The organism is Rahnella inusitata, assembly GCF_018288855.1.
GTDB lineage: Bacteria > Pseudomonadota > Gammaproteobacteria > Enterobacterales > Enterobacteriaceae > Rahnella > Rahnella inusitata.
The window spans coordinates 28,410-45,952 of the sequence record NZ_CP065025.1 but is presented as its reverse complement, the minus strand read 5'-3'; the positions used below and the strand labels follow the sequence as shown (position 1 = coordinate 45,952).

At 55.5% G+C, this 17,543-nt stretch carries 8 protein-coding genes; 3 read left to right on the top strand and 5 right to left on the bottom strand.

The genetic code is table 11. The features are described 5' to 3' along the window. Positions 1-69: 69 nt before the first annotated feature. The gene (locus I2123_RS22140; RefSeq protein WP_213052784.1) at positions 70-10,356 is read right to left on the bottom strand and encodes an autotransporter outer membrane beta-barrel domain-containing protein; all 10,287 of its coding nucleotides are present in this window, start codon (positions 10,354-10,356) and stop codon (positions 70-72) included. A gap of 523 nt (positions 10,357-10,879) precedes the next feature. Continuing rightward, complete coding sequence (locus I2123_RS22135; RefSeq protein ID WP_213052783.1) at positions 10,880-11,788, bottom strand: SDR family oxidoreductase; 909 nt, start codon at positions 11,786-11,788, stop codon at positions 10,880-10,882. A 275-nt stretch (positions 11,789-12,063) separates the two neighbouring features. Between I2123_RS22135 and I2123_RS22130 the strand changes: the two genes are divergently transcribed. Further along, positions 12,064-12,381, top strand: a complete 318-nt coding sequence (locus I2123_RS22130) for an RcnB family protein (protein ID WP_112167838.1) — start codon at positions 12,064-12,066, stop codon at positions 12,379-12,381. 81 nt (positions 12,382-12,462) lie between these two features. Here I2123_RS22130 and I2123_RS22125 read toward each other — a convergent pair whose 3' ends face one another. The 3 genes from I2123_RS22125 to I2123_RS22115 form a co-directional block, all read right to left on the bottom strand. After that, positions 12,463-13,233, bottom strand: coding sequence for a DUF3750 domain-containing protein (locus tag I2123_RS22125; protein ID WP_213052782.1), 771 nt, complete (start codon positions 13,231-13,233; stop codon positions 12,463-12,465). A gap of 244 nt (positions 13,234-13,477) precedes the next feature. Beyond that, on the bottom strand, positions 13,478-13,666 hold the full coding sequence (locus I2123_RS22120; protein ID WP_244879945.1) for a hypothetical protein: 189 nt from the start codon (positions 13,664-13,666) through the stop codon (positions 13,478-13,480). Between the two features lie 86 nt (positions 13,667-13,752). Continuing rightward, positions 13,753-14,772, bottom strand: a complete 1,020-nt coding sequence (locus tag I2123_RS22115; RefSeq protein WP_244207819.1) for a hypothetical protein — start codon at positions 14,770-14,772, stop codon at positions 13,753-13,755. Between the two features lie 384 nt (positions 14,773-15,156). On the opposite strand from I2123_RS22115, the gene I2123_RS22110 reads away from it, so the two are divergent. Further along, positions 15,157-15,834 (top strand): SDR family oxidoreductase, encoded by a 678-nt coding sequence (locus tag I2123_RS22110; protein WP_213052781.1) that lies wholly within the window; start codon positions 15,157-15,159, stop codon positions 15,832-15,834. Between the two features lie 243 nt (positions 15,835-16,077). After that, positions 16,078-17,313, top strand: a complete 1,236-nt coding sequence (locus I2123_RS22105; RefSeq protein ID WP_213052780.1) for an MFS transporter — start codon at positions 16,078-16,080, stop codon at positions 17,311-17,313. Positions 17,314-17,543: the final 230 nt, after the last annotated feature.

Below are 17,543 nucleotides of genomic sequence, written 5' to 3'. Positions count from 1 at the left end.
ATTAAAAAAGCCGCAACGAGGGATAATCGCTGCGGCTTTTTCAGTACATCAACTGACAGGGTTATCGTCTTACCACTGGTATTTCACCCCCACCATGCCCTGATAGCCCTGATAGTTGTTATCACCCCAGGTGCTGCTGACTTGTCCCCATGTCTGCCATTTTTCATTGATGGAGCCCGTCACCCCGGCTTTGACTTCGTAACGGTTCACTGACGTCGCATTTTCAAAACGCACCTGATTGAAGTCCACGCTGTCTGACGCAGGCTTGCCGTTGTACCAGTTCACTTCGACGAACGGTTGCGCACTGTTCAGTTTCACTGTGTTCTGCCGGGTCAGACGAACGCCCATGCGGGTTCTGATGCCGTCGTCGCCGTTGGCGTTGACGTGTGTACCGTTTTGCTCGGTGTGACCGTCAGTTTCGTAGTGGCTATAGACCAGCTGTGCCTGAGGCGTGACTAGCCAACGGACTTCATCGGATTGTTTTAGCGCGAAGCCGTAACCGGTTTCGAGTGAGACATCCGTCCCCTGACTGTCATAAGACTCCTGCGGTAAGCTGTCGCCGTTAACATCGTTTTTATACCAGGCGTGCTGGATCCAGCTATCGACGTAGGCCCCGGTCACGCGATCAGCCTGCGCATACCATGTGCCATAAGCCCCTATGCTGTAGCCGTTCACCTGACCACTGGCTTCGTAAGTACTGTTTTTCACGCTGGTATTGCTGCTGGAGTGGCCGTAGCCCGCCATCACACCGGCGTTGACCTGTTCACCGTTTGCACCATCGAGCTGATACAAATCGCTGCCCAGTTGCACCAGCGTGGTGTGGGTTTTCTCATCGTACAGACCGCCGTTACTTTTCTGTTTAGTGTAATCGCCGCCCAGACGGACCCAGCCTTTCGCCATGTCGGTCTCCTGACTGCTGCGGGCTGCCCCAGAACGGTCATATAGCGTGTGCAGGAACATGTTCTGTGCCGCACGCTGGTTCGCCAGATACGCGCCCGGTTCAGGACGGAAGCTGTTGGAAGATGGCGTCGGAGGCGTTGGCGGTTCTGGCGGCTGCGGCGGCGTTGGTGTGTCATTGCCGGACTGAAGATACCAGTCGCCATTGGTGCTGTTTCTGACCAGATGATATTCATACGCGCCCGCCACCGCACGGCCATTGAGGCTGAACACACCGTTCGATGCCCCGCCGACGTCCACCACCTGAATCCCGGTGTTGGTCTGCGCGCCGCTCCCGCCGGCATTTTGCACCGTGACCTGCGTGGTTCCGGAGGTATCGCCTGCAACCACCAGTTTATCGGTTGCCGAGTTATCGCCACCGAGCACGGTTCGCAGCGCCAGTATGCCACCGCCGACATAGTTACCGCCGACGGACAGTGTATTACCGACCGTTGAACCGGCCAGTTGCAACAAACCGTTGTTGTTCAGATTACCGTTGAGGTTCAGTACGCTGGCCACCGCAGAGCCGTAAGCCGGGAGGCTGTTCAGCGAAGCTAATGTTCCGTTGTTGGTCACGTCGCCGCTGACGGTGCCGTCGCCGGAGAGCATCGCGCCCGATGCCACGGTTACCGCACCTGCACTATCCGCACCCAGTCTGGCACCTGTTTGTGTGCCGTCTCCGACAATCACCGTTCCGCTGTTGATATCGGTGGTGCCGGAATACGCGGGTTGATAGACGGTCAGCGTGCCTGCGCCGGTTTTCACCAGTCCGCCGGTGCCGGTGATGCTGTTAGTCAGCGTTATGTCGGCGGCGTTGTTAATCTGCAACAAGCCGTTGTCGGTGAGGGTCGCCGTGCCGAGGTTCGCCGTTTGCGAGGCAATCAGCGTGGCGTCACTGCCGATTGTGAAATTGCCGCTGAAGGTGCTGTTATCCGCCGCGAGGCTGATCACTTCGCTGCTGTCGAGCTGCACGGAACCTGCACCGAGCAGCTGATTATTGAGCGCCCCGCTGGCGGTCTGGCCGTTAATCGTATCAAAGGTCAGCAAATCGTCTGCCGCATCCAGGGTGATACTGCCGGTGCCCAGCCCCTGGACGTTGTTCAGACGCACTTGCGAGCCGCCGGTGATCTGCGTAGTCGCCGAGAGATTCGGGTTCGCCCCCTCGATGGTAAGAATGCTGGGGTCGACAATCAGCTGGCCGCTGCCGCTCAGACGCCCTGTCACGGTTCCGCCGTTTGTGTCGCCCGTTGCGCGCTGGCTGTCGGTAATGGTCAGCGTGCCGCCGTTAAGATTCACATTGGTGTTCGCCGCGCTGTTCAGTGCGCCAATGCTCTGGGTTTTTCCGTCAAGATCCACCTGACTGGTGCCGAGCAGATCCAACGAGGAGGTATTGCCGAGCGTGTGATTAAAGCCCAGACGCAACGTACCGTTGGTGACCGTCGTGATACCGGTGTAATTGTTCAGCGGGTTGTTGAGTGTGACGCTATTCACCACATCGACATTGAGCCCCCCGACGCCAGTGATCAGCGCGTGCATCTCATTACCGCCGATCGGCGCGCTGGCATCCTGTACCAGCGAAACTTGCTGACCGGCCATGAGATCCAGTTTGGTCAGACCGGAGTAAAGGAACAGACCGGTCTGGTCTTCCAGATTGCTTCCGGTCAGCCCGTAGCTATAGGTCCCCACCCCGACGACTTTGCCAAACTGGGTGACATCAGCGATGGTGGGCGCCAGCGCATTGCCGGATCCATCAGTCAGCGTCAGGTTGGCCGAAGAGCCGGTATTACCCTGCGACAATATCAGCGCATCGCCGATAATGTCGTCCTGCTGAAGCAGCGGTTCAACGGTGGCGTTGGCCGGATCCGGCATCGTCTCAAGACCGTTCACCCGGATTTCGCCGCCGTTCAGTGCCAGTTGATTGGTGGTGATCAACGTGTGGGTCAGCACGTCGAACGTTGTGGTTCCGCCGTTCATCACCAGGTTGCCAATGTTTTGGGTGCCTGCCCCAACGGTCATGTTGGCCGACTGATTTTGCAGCGTGGCGTGAGTCAGCGCCAGCGTATCCGCGCCGAAAAGCTGGAACGCGCCCTGCCCAAGGCTGACCTGTCCGGCGAAGGCGTTACCGCTGCCCGCGCCGAAGGAGAAGCGATCAGTCGCCGTGGCCATCGCCACGTTCATCGCACCCTGACCGGTCAGCGCATTAGTGAATGCAAAATTGCCACTTGCCGGAGCGACGTTGAGCGTCCCGTTAAGCAGCGCGTTGCCTGCACCGAGATTTTGTGCGCTGGTGACGGTCGATGAACTGTCCGCGGTCAGATCCCATGCGCCGCCAAAACCGCTGTTATCGCCGGTAATGTTCAACCCGGTGGCCGAAATACGGTTGGTACCGCTGCCGCTGATGGCACTGCTCAGCTGATTCCCCGCACCGCTGACGGTCAGTAAACCGCTGTTATCAATAGCGTTACTGAATGTACCGTTGGTGAGATTGATCGCCAGCGTACCCGGTGCAGCAACGGTGGCTGGACCCGTGCCGATACCCTGTGCGTTGGTCAGCGTCAGGGTACCCTCGCTGAGCGTGGTGCCGCCAGTGAAGGTGTTCGTGCTGGCGAGGGTGATATTACCGCTGCCCGCTTTTTCAAGGACACCGCTACCGCTGACGACGTTCGTGAATGTCCAGTCGGTGCCGCTGTTAAGGGTCAACGCACCGTCGTTGCTTATGGAAGCGCTACCCAGATTCTGCGCCGTGCTGGCCGTCAGGTTACTGGTGTTATCGACAACATAGTGACCACTAAATCCGCTGTTATTACCTGAAAGCAAGACATCCGAGCTACCGAGCACACTGGCCGAACCGGTGCCGCTCAGGGCGTTGGCCAATGTACCGGTTGTGCCGGTCAGCTGCACGCCGGTGCCTGCGCCGTTGAGATTCACACTGCCGGTGCCGAGCCCCGCGACATCATCAAGCACCGCCTGCGCGGTATTATTGAGAATTACCGCTGCACTCAGACCGGTGTTTGCTCCGCTCACCGTCAGGCTACCGTCGTTCACCGTCAGATTCCCCGCGCCGCTCAGCGCACCTTCGCTCTGACCGCCCTGGCTCAGCGTCAGGTTCCCGCTGTTGACGTTCAGCGTTGAGCCCGCCGCACCGCTCAGGCTGCCGAGCGTCTGTGTTTTCCCGTTAAGATCAAACCCTGTGGTGTCTTGCAAGACCAGTTCGGAAGTCGCCCCGAGCGCATTATCACTGCCCGCGACCAGCGTGCCGCCGCTGACGGTTGTGGTCCCGATATAGCTGTTGCTGGCATTGGAGATAGTGAGGGTCTGATCGCCAGAGGCACTGCCGTTCACATCCAGATTACCCGTGCCGGTCACCAGCGCATTCAACGCCGCACTGCCGGAGGCCGCGCCGCCGTCCGGTGCCAGATGCAACGTCTGGCCGCTCACCAGATCCAGCCCTTTCAGACCGTACCCGAGATACAGACCGTCGTTGTTACTGCCGGTTGTCAGCATGAAATCATAACTGGCATTAGCTACTGTGCTTGCGCCTTCGGTGATCGCCAGCGTCTGCGGGTTACCGACCGCCTGGCCGCTGCTGTCGACCAGCCCGAGCGAAGACGCATCGCCGGTTACCGTGCCGCTGGCTGCAACCAGCTGAGCCTGAATTTCGCCGTCGTCCTGGGCCAGCAAGTTCAGCCCCGGCGCAGGTACCGGATTAGGGACACCGTTGGTCACCGGCACGTCCAGTTGCACGGTGCCGCTGTTGAGGGTCAGGTTGGAGACGTTAACGATCCCCGCTGGCGTTTGCGGTGGTGTTTGCCCGCTCCACGCCATGGTGCCGCCGTTCAGGGTTAAATTGCCGATGCTTTGATCCGTAGCAGCAACGGTCGTGATGTTGCCCGCATCGACCTGGAGCGTCGCGTTGGTCAATGCCACGGTGTTATCGCCGCTGAGCGTGAACTGGCCCTGACCTAATGCAACAGTGCCGGTGAAAGCGCTGCCCGCGGAGGCATCGAAGGCAAAGGTGTCGGTTCCCGCCGTCAAACCTGCTTTCAACGTACCGTTGCCGGTCAGCGCGTTGCTAAAGGTGTAGTCTCCGCCGGTCGGCGCATCAATGAATAACGAGCCCGGCAAGGCGATCTCCACCGCACCGCTGCCCAGGGTTCCGTCGCCGGTCAGACGCAGCGCACTCAGCACGTTGGTGCCACCGGTGTAAGTGTTCGCGCCAGTTAATGTCGCCGTGCCTCTTCCCAGCGCATCGACCCGACCAGAACCGCTGATCACGCCGTTAAAGGTGTAATCATTACTGCGGGTAAAGGCCAGCGTGCCGTTGTTGATGACATCCCCAAGAATACTGCCGGTAGTGGTACCGCGCCCTAAGGAAAGTGTCGAAGCATTGCTGATAGTGGTGCCGCCGGTGTAGGTGTTATCCGCGCTGGTATCGATAATGCCCCGCGTGGTCAACTGGCCTGCGCCGCTTATCACGCCACCCAGATTGATTCCCGATGTTCCGATGATAGTGCCGCCACCGGTACCCAGTGTGATGTCGTGGGCAAACTCGCCCGCGACGTTAACACCGAGCGCCGCGTTGTTATTGATTGTCACCGCCCCGCTCTCATCACCGAGTGAACTTGTGTTTATGATAGTGACCTGGCCGCCGCTAATGACCGTTCCGCCGGAATACGTATTCTCACCAGTCATCGTCAGCGCTCCGGTGCCGTCTTTCACCAGCCCGCCAGTGCCGCTGATCGCGCCGCTCAAAGCTTCATCGACGTTATTTTCCAGCGTCAGCGTAGCGGAACCGAGCGTGATATCACCGTCGGCGCTGAGGTTATTCACTGTCTGATCAAAGTTGTTCAGATCGAAAGTCGCACCGCTCGTGATATTCACTCCACTGCTTGCCGCCAGCGCATTTTCAATACTCGTTTGTAAGGTACCCGCATTGACAGCCGTTACACCTGTATAAGTATTCGCCGCCGATAAGGTCAGCGTCCCCGTGCCCGCTTTAGTCAGTGAAGTACCATCCCACACAGCGCCGTTAGCGGATTTGTCAGCCAGCACCACGTCCACATCAAAAGTATCGGCATTATTGAGGGTAAAAGTACCGGAGGAAAGCGGTGACGTTGCATTCCACGCCAGTGAGTTGCCAACGCTATAATCCATGCCATCGTCGGATTTTTTCGCATCAGTGATAATGTAATCCGCACTGCCCGCGCTGACGCCTTGAACAGCACCGAAGTCACCGGTGATGCCGCCTGTGGTGTGGATAACGACTGTACGTGCGCCGTCGAGATCGCTGGCTTTGGCTACAGGTCCACTGGTATATCCGGAGATATCCAGCGTGGAACTGGAGGAATTGAGCGTCGCGTCTGCCGCTGTAACCAGCGGTGCCATGCCTCCTAAGGTGACATTCAGCGTACCGTCGATCACCGCCGAACCGACAGAGACAATCTTCGAATTGGCGTCCAGTTGCAGGGTTGCGCCGTTGTCGACATTCAGCGACGCGGCATTAAACGTGCCGGTTTGCGTCAGATGTAGCGTACCCCCGCTGACGTTGGCGGCGCCGACCGAGTTACCGGTATTGGAAAGTGTCAGAACGCCGATGCCGGTTTTGGTCAACCCGCCGGTGCCCGTGACTGAACCGTCGAACGCCGTGTCGCCGGTATTTTGCGTCGTCAGCGTCCCCGTCCCGAGCGCAATGATCCCCGCTCCGCTCAGATCCTGCACCAACTGGTTGAAGTTGTTCAGTGCCAATGTCGCCCCGCTGGTGACTGTGACACTGTCACTGGTAGCGATCGCGTCGTTGATACCGGTAGTCAGCGTCCCCGTCGTTACACGGGTTGCGCCGGTGTAGGTATTGGTGGCGGACAGCGTGAGATTGCCTGCGCCAAGTTTGGTAAGCGACGCGCCATCCCAGCCGGAGCTACTTGCCGCCTGGTCGGCCAGTGCCACATCCACGTCAAACGCATCCCCGGCGTTGGTCAGAGTGAAGTCACCGTTGGCTCGCGTCGTTCCGGCATTCCACGTCAGAAGGCTGCCCACGCTGTAGCTGTTGCCGTCGGTGGATTTACTCGCACCGTTAATAATGTAATCAACCCCACTTGGCGTGATGCCGGTCACCGAGCTGAAATCGCCGTCAATACCCCCGGTGGTCTGGATAATCACTGCGCCCGTACCGTTCAGATCGCTGGCTTTGGTGGCTGAAACAGGCGTAAAGCCGCTGACATTAAGCACCGAGCCGCTGCCAAGGCTGGCATCAGACGCCGTCAGCATTGGTCCGGTACCGCCGAGCGTCACGTCCAGCGTGCCGTTAACCGTAGAGTTTCCAGTGGTAGCCACCTGCGACGTGCTGTCGAGTTGCGCCGTCGCACCGGTATCGACCAGCAGGCTGGCGGCGCTGAAGGTACCGTTTTGCGTCAGATGCAAAATGCCGGCTTCAACTTCCGCTGCGCCGATACTGTTGCCCGTGCTGGAAAGCGACAGGGTACCCGTGCCGGTTTTCGTTACGCCACCTGCGCCAGTGATTGTGCCGTCAAACGCAGTGTCGTTGTTGTTTTGCGCTGTCAGGGTGCCGGTGCCCAGCGTCACTGCGCCCGCGCCGGTCAAATCCTGCGCCGTCTGGCTGAAATTATTTAACGCAAGCGTCGCGCCGGAGGCGACGTTCACCGCCGAGCTGGTGGCAAACGCATTGGCGATGCCGGTAGTCAGCGTTCCCGCCTCAATGTCAGTGCTGCCGGTGAAGGTATTGGTTTTGGACAGCGTCAGGTTCCCCGCGCCCAATTTGGTCAGCGATGTGCCGTCCCACGTCGTGCCGTTAGCGGTTTCATCGCCCAGCGCCACGTCAACATCAAACGCATCCCCCGCATCTGCAAGGGTGAAATTACCGGTCGCCTGCGACGTGCCGGACGTCCACGCCAGCTCGCTGCCCAGACTGTAATTTTTGCCATCGGCAGAAAGTTTGGCATCGTTGAAATAGTAATCCACGTTGCTGCCCGTTACGCCCGTCACCGTGCCAAAGTCGCCGGTGATCCCGTTCGTGGTTTGCAGGATAACCGTGCGCGTGCCATTCAGGTCGCTGGCCTTGGTCGCCGTAACCGAACTAAAACCGCTGACGTCCAGCGTGGAACCTGCACCCAGCGTGGCAGTATCGGCGGTGATTTTTGGCGTCGTGCCGCCGAGCGCGACATTCAGTTCGCCCTCAATATCCGCCACGCCGCCAGAGGTGATGTGCGCATTGCTGTCGAGTTGCGCTGCGCCGCCGGTGTTAACCGTCAGATCCGTCGTAGTGTAAGCGCCGTTTTGAGCGAAATGCAGGTTACCGGCATTCACCGTCGTGGCACCCACTGAGTTGGCGTTGCCGGAAAGAGACAGTTCGCCGGTACCTGTTTTAATCACATCGCCGGTGCCAGTAATTTTGCCGCTGAACTGAGTGTCAGTATTATTTTGCGCGGTCAGATCACCCGTCCCCAACGTGATGGTCCCCGTCCCGTTGAGGTTCTGCAATGTCTGGTCGAAATTCCTAAAGCCCAGCGTGGTATTGGTATCCATTTTTACCGAGCTACTGGTGGCAATGGCGTTTGCAACGCCCAGATTGATCGTGCCGCCGGCGATTTCTGTCGTCCCGGTATAGGTATTCACGCCATTGAGCGTCAAAATGCCGGTACTGCTTTTCGTCAGACTTCCCAGGCCGCCAATCACGCCATTCACCGTCCCGGCACCGACCTGTAAAGTCGTATCCGCATCGGTGATATTCACAATACTGCCGCTGCCGGTGCTTATCGCCGTGGCGGCATGGATATTGGAACCGTTAAAGTTCAGCGTCTGCGCACCATTAATCGACCACGACGCCTGCCCGAGCAGAGTATTCACATCCACCGTGTAAGCGTCACCGTTCAGACTTACCGTACCGGTGTAATTGTTCGCTGCACCGTTAAAAGCGAGTCCGAGTGAATCCGGGGTATTTTCACTCATATTCACGCTGAACGTGCCGGAACCGGTGAGATTACCGTTCATCGCCAGCGTATGAGCGCCGGAGTCGGCGGCATAGTTCAGCGAACTGGTGTTGAGGGCGTCGACATCGCCGTTAAAAATAATATTCGCACCGGCAAATTGCTCAAAATCCAGCGTCGAGTTTGAAAGGGAAATCGGTGAGGTCAGACTGTCGAAGTGATAGGTTACATCGCCGCTAATCGGCGTGGCCTGCGTACCTTTCATGAGCAAGGTTGAAGCATCAAGCGAAAGCGCATTGGCAGAAAAATAGTAATCAGCAAACGTCGAGGCATCACCCAGTTGCACGATCGCCCCATTCGTCACGCTGACCGCGCCGGTGCCAAGCGCATTCGTTGCCGCCATCCCGTTCAGTGTGCCGGAGGTGACCTGCGTACCGCCGCTCCAGGTGCCGCTTCCCGCCAGATTGGTGACGCCTGAACCTGTCTGAGCCACAACACCGGTCCCCGAAATATTATCGGCAAACGTCAGGTCATCACTGCGGTTGAACGTCAGGGTGCCGTTGTTGACGACCACGCTGTCAAGTGTACCGGCGGTGCCGCCGTCACCTATCTGCAATGTGGTTCCGCTGCCGATTGTCGTTCCTCCGGCCGCCGCGCTACTGAGATCTCCCGTCACGACAACATTACCGGCGATAAGATTAATCGCGCCAGCAACCGGCAATGTATTTGTCAGATCCCATTCCACACCGGGAGCGTTGATGTTCAGGGTATTGATCGAATTACTGTTTACATTATTACCGAAAGTCCCGACTGACGCACTGCCGCCCAAAAGGTTGAGCACATTTCCTGTCTGACCCGTCTCAAGCTGAATATCCCCGGTAATATCAGAACTGGTATTAAGATTAATGGTATTGTTACTGCCAAAGAGTTTAATCGCCACGCCAGCGTTGCCTTCATCTGACGTTATTGACCCGGCATTATTGATAGTGGTGCCGCCCGTGGAGGCGCTGCCGTTAATAACACCGTGCGAACCGGAAATAGTCGCGCCTTCATTATTCGTCAGGGTCATTCCGCTGCCGAAATTAGCTAACCCGTAAAACGTCGTGCCGCCCGTACTATCAATCAGGCCATTATTGATCACAGTGAAATCATTGCCACCGTTGAAATTCAGGCCATTCCCGCCCTGAATGGTGCCGTTGTTGGTGATCGTATTGGCACTGCTGTCGGTGGCAAAGTTAAGCCCGGAACCCGAAGTGCCGCCCGTGACGCTCACGCCACTGTCGATGGTGAAAGTACTGCCCGTCACGGTTGCATCAGCGCTTAACGCATCGACGGGCGCACTGATGTTGCTTATGACATCAAAGTCAGTGCCAAGGCTAAGGGTCACGTTACAGGTCGTGGTGCCGCCATCACACCCGGCCCCGGCCGAAGGAAGATCAACAGCTAACGCATGTTGAATACCGAGAGTGGAAGAAAGCAAAATAATCTTTAGAGCGATATACAATTTGTTTAGAGGATAATCTTTCAACTCACGTTTTATTTTTTCGGAATTAAAGGAGTGCTGTTCGCTTTGCATAATGTACTCGCCCTGTATAAAGATGTTGTTTCCCACGAGGTTAAAATTTTTTTGCGCTGTAAATTAATTACCCTTCCTAAAAATAAACACAGATTAAAACGTCGAGTAATTATCATCCCGAAAATTTTTGTGATGAAAGTGTCGCAAACCAGTGTCAGAGGTCTTAAGAATAGTCTTAAGTAATTTACCTTAAAAAGTTATAGTCTCTCGAAGAAAAATTGCCAATTTAAAAATACGCATCCTGTTAACTTCATGCGAGTAAATTAATATCAAAATAATATGATTAGGGTGGAAATGATTTTTTATATTAATGTTATTAATATTTTCTTTATATAAAAATTATAAAAACCTGACATAAAAAAAGCGCCTGTTAAGGGCGCCTTCCGGAGTGTCTTATTTATTAGGATGAAGCAGGCACGCAAAGATATCAGAGCGTGCCGGTACCGCCATCGGAACACCACACCTGACCTGAGGTGTAGCTGTTTTCATTCGAGGCTAACGCCACGTACATTCCCGCAATTTCGGCAGGTTGTCCCGGACGACCCAGCGGCGCCTGCTCACCAAATTTCTCGACTTTTTCCTGCGGCTGACCGCCGGAGGTTTGCAGAACGGTCCAGTAAGGCCCCGGTGCGACAGAGTTCACGCGAATACCTTCCGGTGCCAGCTGCTTGGCCAGGCCTTTGGTAAAGGCAACGATCGAAGCTTTGGTTTGCGAATAGTCGAGCAGGTTGTCGCTCGGCAAAAAGGCCTGTACTGAAGAAGTATTAATGATTGAGCTGCCACGCGGCAGATATTCCAGTGCAGCTTTGGTTATCCAGAACATCGCATACACATTAGTTTTAAACGTGGCATCAAAGGCTTCAGTAGTCAGATCTTTAATCGAGTTACAAAACTGCTGACGACCGGCATTGTTGACCAGCAGATCCAGCCCGCCGAGTTGCTCAGCGGCATCTTTCACCAGACGCTGACAGAATTTCTCATCGCGAATATCACCGGGGATCGCTACAATTTTATGGCCTTCTTTACTCAGAAGGTTCACCACATCTTGCGCATCCGGCTCTTCATCCGGCAGGTAATTGATCGCAACATCTGCGCCTTCGCGGGCGAAAGCAATCGCCACCGCTCTGCCGATACCGGAATCCCCGCCGGTCACCAGCGCCTTGCGCCCCTTCAGACGTGAACTCCCTTTATACGACGTTTCGCCGTGATCGGGCACCGGGATCATCTTGCTGACCAGGCCGGGGAACGGCTGTTTCTGCTGTTCAAAAGGCGGAGTCGGGAAGGTGTCTACGCGCGGATCGTTAAGGGAAACGGGGATGGTTTTTTTGCTGTTCATACACAAGCTCCTTGTCTGAAAACGTATGAAGGAACCCTAAGGGTAGGACAAATTACGCGGGGCATGATGCATTAAGGATATTTCTGAGTTTGCTGGAACGCCCTCCCGCAGTAAGGGAAACCCTTTCAATCATTTGCATTTCGACACAATTATTCGCCCCTCCTGTCAGGCCGTTTGTCGTTATCATCCTGACCTATCTGAAAAGAACAGGCTTCGTTGCAATGACAAGGGAATGGCAGCGGGCGTTATGTTGATGGTGTTGAACGGGAAACATTATGCGTCATTCAAAAATTATTATGTTGTCAGCTCTGGTTATGACCTCCCTGATGACGGTTGCTCACACCGCATCAGCGGCCACTACGTCTCATGAAATCCAATCGTTCTTTGACGATTCTACCGAATATAAAATTGGCGACGCCGTGCCAGGTATGTACCGCACTAAGCCCTATGAAATTATTGACTGGCAGCAGCGTCACCTGCCTGCGCCGGACGCGGGTACCCACTGGACCTACATCGGCGGCAACTACGCGATGATTACCGATACTGACGGCAAAATCCTTAAAGCCGAATCGGGCGATATCTATTTCCAGTAATACGATTACTGGTTATACCAAAAGGGCGCTTACCGTAAGGAAAGCGCCCTTTTGTTTCCTGCGATCTCAGTGCTTATCAGCTCAGAGTTCAGCAGCTCCGGGATTATCGAATCCTACACGGCCAATGAAGGGTAAGCGCAGTGCGGGAGATTTGATATCCACACCGAGGTTCAGCCCCAGCACATTGACTTCAACTCCCTCTTCGACACCCAGTGTCACCCCCAGCAGCCCCAGTACGGAGACCTGCACCCCGCGCCCTGACGGCGGTAAACCGATCGGATTCGTTATCCCGCGGTAATCTTTACCAATGGCATTCGACGGCAGGTCCAGCTGCAGATCCGGCACTTCGCGGCCAATATGCGCCATAAAGGTGTTGCTGTTCGGCCCCGGCCACGCGTGGTAGGTCTGCGGGTAAGGGTAATTTTTGATGGCCGCTTCAATTTGCGGGATCATCGCCTGAGCTTGTGCACCACGGTGATCGACAAGCTTTCTTGGTCGTGAACCAAACCAGTAACCGTCCGGGATTGCGTAGTCACGACGTACAACATTGGTGCTGCCCCAGCTGATCACGTCGTAACGGGTAAACTGTGTTTCCCCTTCCCGCTTGAAAATAATCCACGGATGTACCGCTACCAGCCCGCGCCAGCCGTAGGTCGGCGCGGCATAAATCTGCACAATGGCGGTACTTTTAAATTTCACCGGATCCGGTGCAATCCCGGCGGAATCACGTCGCGCCGTCGACCAGTTTTGCGCCGGTGCTTCTTTGGTTTGCGTCGCTTTGGCATAGCTGTAACCAAACGACAGCAGCAAAATGCAGACAAACGCGATGCTGAACCATTTAAGGGTGATCATGCTTTATTCACCTGAGGGAGTTGTTCGAAACCACAACATTACCCATTGCCTATGGGGGTGGCAATGTGAAAATCGGCAGCGAGAACCAGAACTTATAATGACACATCAGGGGCTGGCAGAAAGTCTCTCCAGCCCGTTTGAAATTTAGCGCTTCATCGCACATTCCATGCGACCACCGTGAACGGTAAGTTGCGATAAAACAGCGTCGAGTTCGCTCAGTCCAACGGCGGTTTTCCTGCCTGTATCACCCGGCTGAGTTCTGCAACCAGTAGGCATAAGGCACGGGGAGTACGGTTTCCGGTTGGCTGACGTTCAGCTCGCGCGCGGCCAGGAATGGCCAGTGCGGATGAGTTAGCAGCGTGCGGGCAAAAAAGACCACATCCAGCTTTCCGTCCTGAATAAAGGCGTCGGCGTCCGTGGCGCGGGTGATCATCCAGCTGGTCGCTACCGGAAGACCGGAATGACATAAAAAAAGGGGAGATATCGCTATCTCCCCTTGATGATTTACTGACTTAATGATTAATGACGCTGATGCGTGAACACCGGTTCAGGTTGAGTACGACGACCCAACATGCCCATGGCACCGGCCAGAACGGCTTCGACGATCAACATAAAGAAGGTGAACCAGCTGGCTTTGGCGGTTGCAGCGGCCGCTTTCTCACCGGCTTCACGGGCTTTCTGCTCGGCCTGCTTTTTCAGTTCTTCGTATTTCGCACGGGCCTGCTGATAGGTTTGTTCAGCCTGGCTGACAATCTGATCGACTTCCTGATCGCTTTTCCCGGTACGCGCTTTGATGATATTTTTCAGTGCATCGCGGTCAGCGGCCTGGAATGTCGCTTCATTGCGTGAGATCAGACCTTTAATAAAGTTGGTCAGATCCGCATCGGCGGTTTGAGGATGGTTAGCCGTATCATTGGCCTGAGCCTGCGCATTATTCGCCTCACCTTCGGCTTTATTTTGCAGATTCTCTGGCTGTAATTCCGGCTTGCCGGTCTGACGCAGCGTCGTTTCAAGTTCATTCTGCAAACTGTCGAGATTAATATTATTCTCGCCCAGTTTTTCTTTTACCATCTGAGTCACCGGCGGCGCGGCGGCGGATATTCCGCTACCTAACGTTTGTAACCCGGAACCCACCACGCTCATTGCACCGCTCATGGCGTTATTCACGACCACCAGCAGGAACCAGGCGCAAATCAGCGTATTCACCCCGAACATCAGCAGGCCGTGCAACGCACCTTCGCGCTGGGCCAGACGTCCGCTGGCGTACGCACCGGCAGCAATAGAAATCAACATACTGGCGCCAGTCCAGATTGCGGCGCCCATGCCCAGACCGTCCAGAGGATTTTGCTCTTTAAGCGGGTCAATCGTACTTGCACCCACGGCCGTGCCCAATATCGACAGCAGTAAATAAACCACCATCGAAATAATGACACCCGCAAAAATCGCGCTCCATGAAATACGTTTCAGTGGAACATTGTTCACCGGTTCGACCACGGTATTATTGTAATGACCCGGTGCAGGGGTTGGGTTTTCAATCATTTTGACATCTCCATTTATTACCAGACTTTTCGTTAGCAAAATGCAAATCAGGTACGTTGAACTCCTAAGAACCACCGCTAAAGCCAGAATTAAATATAAAAGCTGACATCAGCTTAAATAAGGTTAGCCATAAAACGGGAAATTTCCTCTGCGCTGCCGAAAATTACGCAGACGTTTTAGCAAAAAATGCCAAAAACTCATTACAAATCATTATCTATTCGCATTGAAACTATTTCACAAATTTATTGATGAAGTGGGATTTTTCGCGATATTCACGCAGCAATATAAGGGGCTTTTTTGCTACGTTTTGCCGCTCAGGGTCTACGCTTAGCTGCTAGGGTAGGAACGATTCTCAGAAAAATTCCTCATACAATAAGGACGACTATGACTGACTCATCAAAAGCACTCATCATTGGCGCATCACGCGGTATCGGTTTAGGCGTAGTGAGCGTATTGACGGAACGTGGCTGGCAGGTGACGGCGACCACCCGTGATGCCGTACCGGCGGGCAGCCCAGAATCGGCTGAGTGGGTGAAACTTGACATTAATAATCCCGACCAGCGTAAAGCGGTGAAAGACGCGCTTTCAGAAAGCACATTCGACCTGATTTTTATTAATGCAGGCGCATTCGGCCCGGCCAGCCAGGATGTGAATCAGGCCAGTGACGACGAGATTGTCAGACTGTTCATGACCAACACCTTCTCGCCGGTGCGCTGCGCGACGGAGCTGCTCCCGCTGCTCAAACCGAAAACCGGCGTACTGGCGCTAATGACTTCCGAGTTGGCCAGCCTGAACGAAAACGAAGTTGCCACCTATCCGCTCTACTCCGCCAGTAAAGCGGCGCTGAATATGCTGACTCGTCCGCTGAAGGAAGAAACCGATAAGCACGGTCAGACGCTGTTATCTGTCCATCCGGGCTGGGTGCAAACCGACATGGGCGGCGAGAATGCCACGCTGACCATAGAGCAAAGCACCACCGGCATCGCCGATGTGTTCGAAAAATGGCGTGGCAAAGGCGGACATCATTTCGTTGAGTATTCCGGACGTGAGCTGCGCTGGTAAACCATGTTTTAATCACGAATAAGTGTTTTGATAACGACCTCTGCGGAGGTCGTTTTGCATTGAGATCTGACTCATTCCGCCATCGGTACAAAGCTCTGCACCGGCGATAAACCTGCTTTCATCGGATGCAAGAAACAGCCCGTCACTTTGTTAATTATTTGCATCCCCAATAATTGCCGGGCTAGTTTGTAGCACAGTACAAAACAGACGCGGCAGCATAATTTATTCTTTCAGGGATTTACCATGTTATCACCCTCCGTGAATTCGGACTCGCTGTTACAGCACCGCTCATTTGTTGCATTCTGGATAGCCCGTGCGTCGTCCAGTTTTGGTTTTCAGATGCTGTCGATTGTCGTCAGCTGGCAGATATATTCGATAACAGGCCGGGCGTTTGATCTTGGGCTGATCGGGCTGGTGCAGTTTTTGCCTTCCGTCCTGCTGGCGCTGGTGGCCGGTCATGTGGCGGATCAGTTCGACCGCCGCCGCGTGGTGCTGCTAGGGCAAATCGCTGAATGGGTGGCGATTGCTGCGCTGGCGTATCTGACGCTGACCCATCACGTTAACGAAGTGGTGATCCTCAGCCTGATATTTATTATTTCCACCGCCAAAGCAATGGAAGCGCCGTCATTGCAGTCGATGCTCCCTGCGCTGGTGCCGCCGCATTTGCTGGCGCGTGCGATGGCGGCTAACAGTGTCTCCGGCCAGGCGGCAGCGATGGTCGGCCCGGCGCTCGGCGGTTTCCTGTATGTTGCAGGCGCCGGTGTGGCCTACTCGGCGTGTGCGGCGCTGTATCTGCTCTCCATCGTGATGGTCAGCCGGTTGCGCTATGAGCACACCCCGCCGCGCCGCGTGCCCGCGACCTTTAAAACGCTGTTCGCCGGTATCGGGTTTATTCGCAACCGACCGGACGTGCTGGGCGTGATTTCTCTCGACCTGTTCGCCGTTCTTCTTGGCGGCGCGACCGCCCTGCTGCCGATCTTCGCCCACGATATTCTGCACACCGGTCCATGGGGATTAGGTTTACTACGCGGCGCGCCTGCGGTCGGCGGGTTGATCGTCGGGTTCTGGCTGAGCCACCGCGCGCTGAACCGCAACGTCGGCAAAATTATGTTCGCCTCCGTCGCCGGTTTTGGTGCCGCAACACTGGTCTTCGCCTTCTCGACGTCCCCCTGGCTGTCGATGCTGGCGCTGTTCGCCCTTGGCGGTTTTGACATGGTCAGCATGGTGATCCGCGGTGCGCTGGTACAGCTCGATACGCCTGACGATATGCGTGGCCGCGTCAGTGCGGTGAACTCGATCTTCATCAACACCTCCAATCAGCTCGGCGAATTCGAATCTGGTCTGATGGCCGCTTGGCTCGGCGCGGTGCCCGCCGCAGCCATCGGCGGCGTCGGAACACTGATCGTCGTCGGCCTGTGGATGACGTGGTTCCCCGGTCTGCGTAAACGCCAGAAACTGGAGAATGAGGTGGCGGTTTAACCGGCGGGGGAAATTCCCCCACTGGCAAAAACGCACATTCCCCAATATAATCAGCTCATTCATTCACCAAATTTATATAAGGAGGATTGCCATGCTGACCCGTGAATTGTTTTTAACTTCACTCGTCCTTAGCGATCGTCATTGCTCAAGCGTTACCGGTATCGTGCTGCGATAACCTGCTTGAGCGAAGCTAACTGACAATCTGAGAACTTCCCTCCGGCTTACCGGTT